6 protein-coding genes, 1 tRNA gene and 1 pseudogene are annotated in these 10357 nt (G+C 35.6%); 4 read left to right on the forward strand and 4 right to left on the reverse strand.

The features are described 5' to 3' along the window. Positions 1-85 precede the first annotated feature (85 nt). Positions 86-161 (reverse strand) — tRNA-His (locus Q2T41_RS20660). Positions 162-314: 153 nt separating this feature from the next. Here Q2T41_RS20660 and Q2T41_RS20665 point away from each other — a divergent pair. Next, positions 315-2366 carry a tetratricopeptide repeat-containing sensor histidine kinase gene (locus Q2T41_RS20665; RefSeq protein ID WP_304437270.1) on the forward strand — a complete coding sequence of 684 codons (2052 nt, stop codon included), beginning with the start codon at positions 315-317 and terminating at the stop codon, positions 2364-2366. 266 nt (positions 2367-2632) lie between these two features. Next, positions 2633-4720, forward strand: a complete 2088-nt coding sequence (locus Q2T41_RS20670; protein WP_304437269.1) for a tetratricopeptide repeat-containing sensor histidine kinase — start codon at positions 2633-2635, stop codon at positions 4718-4720. Here Q2T41_RS20670 and bshB1 read toward each other — a convergent pair. Together bshB1 and Q2T41_RS20680 are read right to left on the reverse strand one after the other, a co-directional pair. Then, positions 4717-5433 carry a bacillithiol biosynthesis deacetylase BshB1 gene (gene bshB1 / locus Q2T41_RS20675; protein WP_304437268.1) on the reverse strand — a complete coding sequence of 239 codons (717 nt, stop codon included), beginning with the start codon at positions 5431-5433 and terminating at the stop codon, positions 4717-4719. The genes Q2T41_RS20670 and bshB1 overlap by 4 nt on opposite strands. Positions 5434-5446: 13 nt before the next feature. Next, entirely contained in the window at positions 5447-6613 is a 1167-nt protein-coding gene (locus tag Q2T41_RS20680; RefSeq protein ID WP_304437267.1) for a trans-sulfuration enzyme family protein, read from the reverse strand. A gap of 186 nt (positions 6614-6799) precedes the next feature. Between Q2T41_RS20680 and Q2T41_RS20685 the strand changes: the two genes are divergently transcribed. Both Q2T41_RS20685 and Q2T41_RS20690 read left to right on the forward strand, forming a co-directional pair. Beyond that, entirely contained in the window at positions 6800-7009 is a 210-nt protein-coding gene (locus tag Q2T41_RS20685) for a hypothetical protein (RefSeq protein WP_304437556.1), read from the forward strand. Between the two features lie 128 nt (positions 7010-7137). Beyond that, a complete protein-coding gene (locus Q2T41_RS20690) occupies positions 7138-8067 on the forward strand; it encodes a M14 family metallopeptidase (RefSeq protein ID WP_304437557.1) in 930 nt (309 codons plus the stop codon). A gap of 1 nt (position 8068) precedes the next feature. Here the strand turns inward: Q2T41_RS20690 and Q2T41_RS20695 are convergent. Beyond that, a pseudogene (locus Q2T41_RS20695) lies at positions 8069-10357 on the reverse strand (cytochrome c biogenesis protein); the annotation flags it as partial.

The following is a 10357-nucleotide window of genomic DNA, read 5'->3' on the forward strand; positions in this document are numbered from 1 at the left end:
GGCTTTTATGCATTTATACCATTTTTAAAATTGACCCAAATAAAAAAGTCTTGAACAAATATTCAAGACTTTCTATCTGCTTTTAGGGTGGAAGACCGGGTTCGAACCGGCGACCCTCGGTACCACAAACCGATGCTCTAACCAGCTGAGCTACAACCACCATTTGTAAGCGAGTGCAAATGTAAATTTTTTATATATTACCCGCAAATAATAAATCACTTTTGAATAAATATTTCATTTTTACACTTCCCTACCTAATTTCTATCTAAATTGAAAAATAGTTTTAATTTAATGACCTATAACAGGTTACCCCTATGACTCTCAAAAACCTATGTAAATTTTTTCTTCTTGGTATATTTTGCTTTAGTAATTGCATTAAAGCTTTTGGGCAAGTAGATAGTATCCAAATTTTTAAAAACCAGATAAAAGATTTTAAGCAACAACCAAATTTCACCGAAAACTCTACCCAATATGTAGATTTATTAAATGGTTTAGCATACCAACTAAGGTATACAGCAAAAGATTCTATAAACATACTTGCTCAAAAAGCACTTGAAATTAGTGGGGCCATAGATTATAAAAAAGGAGAACTAGAAGCATTATCCAATTTTTCAATGTTTCACTTATTTAAAGGTGAGATGGAGAAAGCTATAGATTTTGGAAACAAAGCCATAGCGGACATACACCTATCTCAATATGCCCAAACCGAAATGAAGGTACATAACCAATTAGGGCAAGCATATTTTAGTCAACAAAACTATCCGTTGACTTACACCCATTTTTTACATGCGCTAGCTATAGGTGAAAGAAAAAAAGATGATTTTTATGTGTTCAGAATGAACATGAACTTAGGGACTATGTTCAACCTACTGGAAGATTTTGATGAAGCTCACGGCTATTATGCAAGTGCAAAAGAAGCAGCTCAAAAATTACAGGATGGCAGTATGATAGCCATGATTTCTAGTAATTTAGCCTATCTCTATATTCAACAAGATAAATTTCAGGAAGCAAAATCATTATTACAAAATAGTATTACCTATTTTAAAAAACACAATGATGAGTTGTGGTTGGCATTTTCCTATGGCACCTATGGTCAATTACTTTTAAAGACCGGAAATTATCAGATGGCTAAGTCCAATTATACAAAAGCTCTTAATTCACATAACTCCCTCAATGATATTAAAGGTAAGGCCGATGTATATTTTGGTCTTGCCAAGGCTAACTACAAATTGAATGACATTGACACTTCTGAGGATTATGCATATAAAAGTCTTGACCTGTACAAATCATTTAAATTAAACACAGGCTTAGAAAAAGTTTATAGATTATTATATGAGATTAACAAGCAACAAGGTAATATTGGTAAATCCTTGGAATATTTGGAAATGACCGAGAAACTGGCCAACGATATTTCCAAAGAAAAGAATCGTAGAAATTTAACTATGGTCAACGCCAAACTTAATCTTGAAAAGGAAAAAGAAGACCTTAAGGCAAAAAGTGCTCTTGAATTAGAGCAACAACGCAAATACGTTAGATGGGCCCTCATAGCTTTGGCTATCTTGTTCATAATAGTTTTAATCATATTGAGCATCAATAAAAGGGAAAAATTATTGAATAAACAATTGGAAAGTCAAGCAGTGGCATTAAATGAAAACCAAAAAGAACTAACAACAATCAATAGAAATCAAGATCGGCTTTTTTCAATCATTGGCCATGATTTAAGGGGGCCTATCATTTCCCTGAAAGAATTGCTAAAGTTTTATTTGGAAGACCCTGAAGGTAAAGTTTATTTTGAAAAATTTGCTCCACAATTAAAGGAAGAACTAGAACAAGTTCAATTTACAATGGATAATCTTTTACATTGGGGCAAGGCGCAAATGAACGGGAATCAAATAAATCCGGAAACAGTACAGGTAAAACCGGAATTGGATATTATTTTACAATTATATAAAAATGAACTTCAAAAAAAATCCATTAAACTTATTACCGGCATCAAAGAAGTTCATACCGCTTTTGTAGACTGGGACCATTTCAATATTATATTTAGAAACTTAATTAGTAACGCCATTAAATTCACCCCCAATAATGGTGAAATTAAAATATTGACCGAACAGATTGATGATTCGCTCAAAATATACGTCATTGACAATGGTGTTGGTATGGGTAAAGAAGCCATTCAAAATATCTTTAATGACAATGAACATTTTTCAACCTATGGTACTAACAGGGAAAAGGGTACTGGACTGGGACTGCGATTAGTAAAGGAAATGGTGTTGGCAAACAATGGCAAAATACAAGTAGAAAGTACACTTGACCAAGGCAGTATATTTTCTGTTGAACTACCTATGAAAAAGATATATACATAGTAGAAAAATTATAAAAAATCATTCTATTACAATGATTATCAAATATTTACATACTATTTATCTACTATTTATAAAGTAAGAATAATCATTTAAATTATGTCTATAAAGTAAGATTTTACTGATTAAATTTTTGTGTCAATCAGTAAAAACATCGACGAACTACACATTTAAATCGCTGAAACACACAATATTTAGCATTTCACAACATAATTTATTTATCTCACTACTTGTAAGTTAATTTTAGATTTTAATTTTTGATTCTATTTATGAATTATAAGTTTTTGAGAATATGTACCGGATATAAAAAAGCATGTCGTGTTACGGCATTCATTTTTATAATATTGGTCAATTCCAATACTTTTGGACAGGATTTAAGAAGAAAAATACTATTGAGAGAATTAGAAACAATTCGTAATTCCCCAAGCTTTAAACCTCAGGATACCCTTTATATAAATAAAATCATAGACTTAGCTGGTGAATACCGTTATCACAATCTAGACAGTTTATATAGTTTAAGTGATGAAAGTCTAAGGCTAAGTCAGTCATCATCATATATTAACGGTGAAATTTATTCTTTTATTAATTTAGGTGGATTCTACTCTGACAAAGGCCATATAGATCATGCAATATCTTATTTCAACAAAGCCCATGATCTGGCTTCAAATCATAAAGAACTTAGGTTAAAGGTAAAATCGCTCAATGTATTATCCAAGGAGTATAGCTTTCAAGGCAATTATGCATTGGCTTTAAAAGGATATTTAGAGGCTATTGAAATTTCTGAGAAACAAGATTATAAAAATTACCTTTCCATTATCAATGAAAATATTGCAGAGTTGTATTTATCCCAGAAAGATTACAACCATGCCATGGTATTCTTCAAAAAAGTAAAAGCGATCAATGAGGAAATTGGTAATGTAATATATATTGCCGAAACCATGAGCAGTATGGCAGATGCCTATGCAGACATGAACGAACTGGAATATGCAATGTTCAACATTAATAGCGCAATTACCATATTTGAACAAGAGAAAATTTTAGAATGGCTTGCTTATGCCTATGAGGTTAAAGGTAAGATCTATTTAAAAAAAGGTAAGAATACTTGGGCATTATATTGGTATAAGCAAAGTGAATTACTTCATGAAGAAATTGAGGACGATAGAGGAAAGATTGCTCTTCTCAACGGTATGTCAGAAGCTTATTTGAATACCGATAATGACAGTATAGCGCAGGTGTATTCTTTAGAAGCCTTTGAATTGTCTAAAAAAATAGGTTATAGAACAGGAATTAAGGATTGTGCCTATCAGTTGTTTAAAATACACAAGAACAAAAAAGAATATAAAAAATCGCTTTGGTACCATGAGATATTTCAAGTGACTTCGGAATCCTTGACTAAAAAAGGAAATGAAATTGCCTTGGACATGTTGAAGACAAAAACGGAATATAATAGGCAAAAGCAACAATTGATATTAGAAAACGAAAAGGCATTGGCCAAACAAAATATTGTTATTTATCTTATTGCTATAATTCTAATCATCTTTGTCGTCATTACCTTTATAATTCAACGAAATCAGCAAATACAAAAAAAACTAAATGCAGAGCTTTTATCTAAAAAGCAAGATTTAGAAGAAAAACAGGCGTATTTAAACGAGCTGAACCAAACGAAGAACAAATTGTTCTCAATCATTGGTCATGACCTTAGGGGACCAATAGGCGCATTTCAAGGACTATTGAAATTATTTAAGGAAGGTGAAATGACCAAGGACGAATTCTTGAACTTCGTCCCCAAATTAAAAGTGGATATTGATACTATTTCTTTTACGCTCAACAATTTACTGTCTTGGGGACAAACTCAAATGAACGGTTCTATCACCAAGCCATCGGTTACCAATTTAGTCACTATTGTTGATGAAAATATTGCACTATTATCTGAAATTGCACAATCTAAGTCAATAACCCTACAAAATAGAATAGAACCTAATTGCCAGATATGGTCTGATCCCAACCAGATAGACATTATTATTCGTAATCTTTTGAGCAATGCCCTTAAGTTTACACCAAATAACGGACAGATCATTATTGGTGCCATACAAAAATTAAAAACGTGTGAGATATATGTGAAGGATAATGGTATGGGCATGAGCGAAGAGACTATGAGTAAGATTTTTCAAAAAGATGCCAACCATACTACCTATGGCACCAATGATGAAAAAGGGACAGGACTTGGACTTTCCTTATGTAAGGAAATGGTAGAGAAAAACAAAGGTAAAATCTGGGTACATAGCGCTCTTGGAAAAGGCTCCACCTTCTACTTTTCCATTCCCCGTGTTAGGGAAGAATATAAAAAATCTGCCTAAATTAAACTATCCAAGGATTTTACGGCAACCATTCTTTCAACCGTAAAGCCTTCTCCATAATCTACACCGACCAATCTTCCCAAATCTTTAGCTCTATAGTGTACACTTTCTATAAAGGTTTTACTACTAATTGGTGTTTCTGGTTCACTGCTGTTTGGATCGTGAAATTGTGAAGTATAGGCTTTGATAGCATTGGTCTTGGAAATAATATAATCACTAATATCAACAACAAAATCCGGTTTTAGGTTCTTCCATTGTATGTAATGGTATACTAATTTTGGTCTCCATTCCTGTTGGTGCACCTCCCCTAATTTTGTTTCAATACGTCTCAACCCACTCAAAAAACAAGCGTCACTTACAAGTTTACTTCCTTTACCATGATCTATATGCCTATCATCTATAGCATTACATAATACGGTTTCCGGTCTATATTTTCTAATCGCCTTGATAACCTCCATTTGGTGGTTTTCATCATTAACAAAAAATCCGTCCTTAAATTTTAGATTTTCTCGGACTGTAACACCTAATATCTTTGCAGCGTCCGCCGCCTCTACATCACGTATTTCCGCTGATCCCCTTGTACCTAATTCCCCACGGGTTAAATCTATAATACCTACTTTCTTGCCCAAGGCAATTTCTTTGGCAATGGTACCACCTGCACCTAACTCCGCGTCATCTGGGTGTGCCCCAAATACTAAAATATCCAATTTCATGCTATTTCTTTTATTAAGATAAAGGGTGTAATTTAACTTTTTTTATCGCTTGGAGAATATCAGCTTTCAAATCATCCACCTCTTCAATACCAACGGAGAAACGGATAAGTCCGTCCGCAATTCCTTGACTTTCCCGCACTTCTGCGCTCATTAGTGCATGTGAGGTTTTTGCTGGTGAAAGTAACGTGCTTTCCACCCCGGCCAAGCTCATGGATGGCTTAATTAATTGCAAGGCTTTCTGAAATTTTGAGGAATCTATACCAGGCTTTAATTCAAAGGAGACCATACCGCCAAAACCTTTCATTTGTCTTTTTGCAATATCATGATCTTGATGGTGGGGCAAACCAGGATAGTACACTTTTACGATATCATCATTCTTTTCCAAAAATTGGGCCATGGCCAACGCATTTTCGTTTTGTGCCCGTACACGGATTCCCATTGTTTTTATACTACGCTCTAAAAGCCATACGGTATAATCACTTAAACTACCACCAAAATTTTTGGCCAGTTGAAAAATGCGATCAATATTCTGGGTATTGGAGGCAACCGCTCCTGCGCAGATATCTGAATGACCTCCCATATATTTGGTAGCACTATGAATTACAATATCTATTCCAAAATCAATAGGGTTTTGATTCACCGGACTAGCAAATGTATTATCTATCATAGAAACGAGTCCATTATTTTGTGCAAGTGCCGCAACAGCCTCCAAATCAGTTATTGTCAATAATGGATTAGAAGGGGTCTCTATGTAGATTACTTTAGTATTATCCTTGATTTCCGCTTCGAAATCTTTAGCTGCCCAACCCTTTGTAAAGGTATATTCAATACCATATTTACTAAATTCCTCATGAACCAGGTTATAGGTGCCACCATATAGGGTTTGTTGTAAAACTACATGTTCACCGGCCTTTAAAAACGCCATTAATGCAGTGCTTACCGCGGCCATGCCACTACCAAATATCAAAGCCGCCTCTGCATGCTCAAGAGCTGCTACTTTTTTACAAAGCCCTTCTTGATTGGGTGTATTAAAATAACGTGGATAGCGCTTAACATCAACATCTTCGTAGGCATATGAGCTACTCATATAAAGAGGAGATACCGCCCCTCTATATTGTTTATCCTCTAACTCCCCTACATGTGTACAAATAGTATTTAACCCTTTTTTATTGGAATTCATGCATATTAAATTAAAGGGAATAAAGGTAATGAATACTAATCTAAAAATCTTTGATCGATTCGATAAGGTAGCTACAAGTAGATTGAACCGAACATGATACAACGTTGAATATTTGTTTTTAGATTTATTAGTTATAAGTTTACCATTTGCAGATTTACAGTTAGTGCAACCCATAACCAACAGGCCATGATAAAAAAACTACTATCTACGATTTTCATATGTTATTTAGTACTTTCCTGCACCAATCAAAAACCCGTTACAACCGGTTATCAAGGTCAGGGCAAAAATGCCATTGTATCTACATTGTCCAAACCCGTACAAAAACAATGGAAGGGAATTTGGTCCTTTGAAGATGAAACAACCTTTTTAGCAATGATTTTGAAAGTGGAAGATTAAATGGCATCGCCTATGATGGCAATGATCACTATACCGCACTGATTACTGCAGAAAATACACCGGTCAATGTAAGCCCATGGTACGCCTTTAAAGTTTGGTCTACAACTCCCAAAACGATAACCATTAAAATGACCTATCAGGATTCTCGCAGTAGATACTATCCAAAACTTAGCACTGATGGAATACATTTTACGCCATTGGACAGTGTAAATTTCAATGCAATTAATGAAGGAACGGGAACATTTGGTATAAAAGCGGTACCGGAGTTCGTTGAAATCAAGGTGAATATAGGCGAAAAGCCACTTTACATAACTGCACAAGAACTATATGGCTCTACCAGGGTAAAGCAATGGGTAGATTCCATGTCAACAAAACCTTATGTCACCACTTACGAGATCGGCAGAAGCAGAGAAAATAGGTCCATGAATGTAATGCAGATCAAGGAAGGAAGCCATAAAAAGGCCGTAATGGTCATTTCCAGACAGCATCCTCCGGAGGTAACCGGATTTTTAGCAATGAAGTCTTTCATTGAAACGTTAGCAGGCGATTCTCCAGAAGCACAGGATTTTAGGAACAATTATGATTTATTCGTGGTACCCTTAATGAATCCTGATGGGGTTGACAATGGTCACTGGCGACATAATATGGGCGGTATTGATCTGAACAGGGATTGGGAAAATTTTAATCAACCAGAAACAAGAAGCGTACGTGATTTTCTGGTACAAAAGGAAGATGAAGGATATGAATTTGTATTTGGAGCCGATTTTCATTCAACTTGGGACGATATCTATTACCCTATTGATTCTACCATTATTGGCAAAAAGGGCGAAATTATTTTTAATTGGATAGAAAACATAAGCAATCGCCTTCCCCAAAAACATACCAATATAAAACCCTCTACGGATATAAAACCCACAATGGTATCCAGAAATTACTTTTACGTAAATCATGACATGCCGGCCATAGTCTTTGAATTGGGCGACAATACACCACGGGATTTTTTAAGACTAAAAGGTAAAATTGCGGCGGAAGAATTAATGAAGCTTTTACTTCAATAATTTATTTAGAATAATTTACCTTATACCTCCAATAACTTAAGGCACCCAAGACCAAAACACCCGCAACCAAATAGTAAATAAAAGTGGGCGTTATCACCTGTGCTCCACTAGCATAACTATGCAGGCCGACCAAGTAAAAGTTGACACCAAAATAGGTCATCATAATACTTCCAAATGCCACCACACTCATAAAGTTAAAGGTCCATTTGCCTCTTAATCCGGGAACCAGTCTGGTATGGATTACAAAAGCGTATATCATAATTGAAATCAAAGCCCAAGTTTCCTTTGGATCCCACCCCAGTAGCGTCCCCAACTTTCATTGGCCCATTGCCCTCCTAAGAAGTTACCAATGGTCAACATTACCAGACCAGTGGTCAGTGCCAGCTCATTGATGATCGTTAATTCCTTTATGTTTATTGCCATTCTTGCCTTATTCTTCTTAGTGGTCAAAATCATTAGAATAAGACTTACAAGTCCCAATATCATTCCAACTGTCAAGGGTCCATAGCTACCCACAATTACGGCCACATGGATCATTAACCAATAACTGTCCAAAACGGGTTGTAAATTGGCAATGGACGGATCGATCCAACTTTGGTGGGCAATCCACAACAGCATAGAAGTTACGAATGCGGATGAGGCCAAGGTCATATCACTTTTTCTTCCTAAGGCCAAACCAATTCCCATGGTAGCCCAAGCAACATATAAAATACTTTCATAAGAATCACTCCAAGGAGCATGACCGGAAATATACCATCGCAATATCAAACCTGCAGTATGCCATAAAAATAAGATGATAATGGTTCCTTTAAAAAAGTAAATGGCAACACGCCAAATAGAGCGATCTTTAAAAATTTGTAATATAAGTGTAAGAAACATCAATAGTCCAACAAGTGCATAGTATTGATATAGCTTATTGAATATATTCAGTCGGTTGTAAATCACCTCGGTCTCTATCTTCTGTTTAGAAGGTAAAACCTCGCTACCGTGGTTTATTTGGTTCTGCTCAAACGCCTCCAATAATTTATCGGCTTGGGAATAATCTCCACTTTTTTGAGCCTTTCCCAAAGTCATTATATAATACGGCAGGGCATTCTTAACAAAATTTGCGTACAGCGAATCTCTTATTTCATATTGTCCTCCTCTATATTCTATGGCGGAAATCCATTTGTTATTTTCGTCATCCAAAAGAGGAAAAATTTTGACAATATCCTGACCAAGGGCTTGGTTCAATAAACTTAACCTAATATTGGCATCCTTAAAATCTTGCTGAAATTTATTGGGATTCGTGGTAGCGGTAGCCTCCCTTAAATAAGGCTCTAATTTGTACTGCCCCTTTTCATCAAAAAAATCAGTGGCCTTCACATATTTTTGTCCACTTGGTACCCCTATAATTTTTCTAATACTATCATTCTGCGCTTTTTTGTCCAATGCAATGAACTCGGTATTGTACCAGACGGCAGGGTTCATCATCATGGAGAGCAGAATCTGGTCAGAATTGTACCCTAGGTACGTATCCTTTAAACTGAGTTTACGTAACAATTCAGATGAAAACGTATTTATAGGTTTCATACGACCACCATCATCCTGTATGACCAACCTTCCAAATTTATCGGCGTGTTTCTTACCAACCATACTTGACTTTACCAACGAGTCTATCTGTTCAGTAGTTGGTGTAGTCACATGTCCTTGGCTAACGGTATGATTTTCTTGGGAGAATGAGGTGTTGACCAACAATAGCATTAACAAAGCGCTACCGAACATTTTTTTCTTTTTATCTTTTATTTTATCCAATGTATCCGCTAAATCCCTAAACCTTGTTTTTCCAAAGAACATAATTCCCATTAAGCCGATATAAAGCAGAAAATATCCAATATAAGTTATCCAAGTGCCCCAAAAATCATGATTTACAGATAGTACCGTTCCTTTCTCATCTGGATCAAAGCTAGATTGAAAAAACCGATATCCTTTATGATCTAGGACATGGTTCATGAAAATATCATAATCAAAAGGCCGTTCATCCGCAATTGAAACTTTACTCATATATGATGAATATCCTTTTTCCGTACCTGGATATTTTTCCGCAATAAAATCATTCAATTTTATACCAAACGGCAGCTCATATACTTTAGAGCCATACCGTACGGAAAAGTCCAGGCCACCAATATTGACCTTTTCACTGAAATCTGACGGGCCTTTTGTACCCAAGACCTTAATTTGACTAGTCTCTCCATTGGCACTTATATCAAGCACCATGGCTCTTGGTCCATTTAGTCTGCTCGGCCTTTGG

It is taken from the genome of Maribacter confluentis (genome assembly GCF_030505015.1).
Lineage (GTDB): Bacteria > Bacteroidota > Bacteroidia > Flavobacteriales > Flavobacteriaceae > Maribacter > Maribacter sedimenticola.

Excerpts from the sequence above, each read along its gene's own strand:
- Q2T41_RS20665 (WP_304437270.1), top strand. The coding sequence starts at position 315 with ATGACTCTCAAAAACCTATGTAAATTTTTTCTTCTTGGTATATTTTGC.
- Q2T41_RS20670 (WP_304437269.1), top strand. The coding sequence starts at position 2,633 with ATGAATTATAAGTTTTTGAGAATATGTACCGGATATAAAAAAGCATGT.
- bshB1 (WP_304437268.1), bottom strand. The coding sequence starts at position 5,433 with ATGAAATTGGATATTTTAGTATTTGGGGCACACCCAGATGACGCGGAG.
- Q2T41_RS20680 (WP_304437267.1), bottom strand. The coding sequence starts at position 6,613 with ATGAATTCCAATAAAAAAGGGTTAAATACTATTTGTACACATGTAGGG.
- Q2T41_RS20685 (WP_304437556.1), top strand. The coding sequence starts at position 6,800 with ATGATAAAAAAACTACTATCTACGATTTTCATATGTTATTTAGTACTT.
- Q2T41_RS20690 (WP_304437557.1), top strand. The coding sequence starts at position 7,138 with ATGACCTATCAGGATTCTCGCAGTAGATACTATCCAAAACTTAGCACT.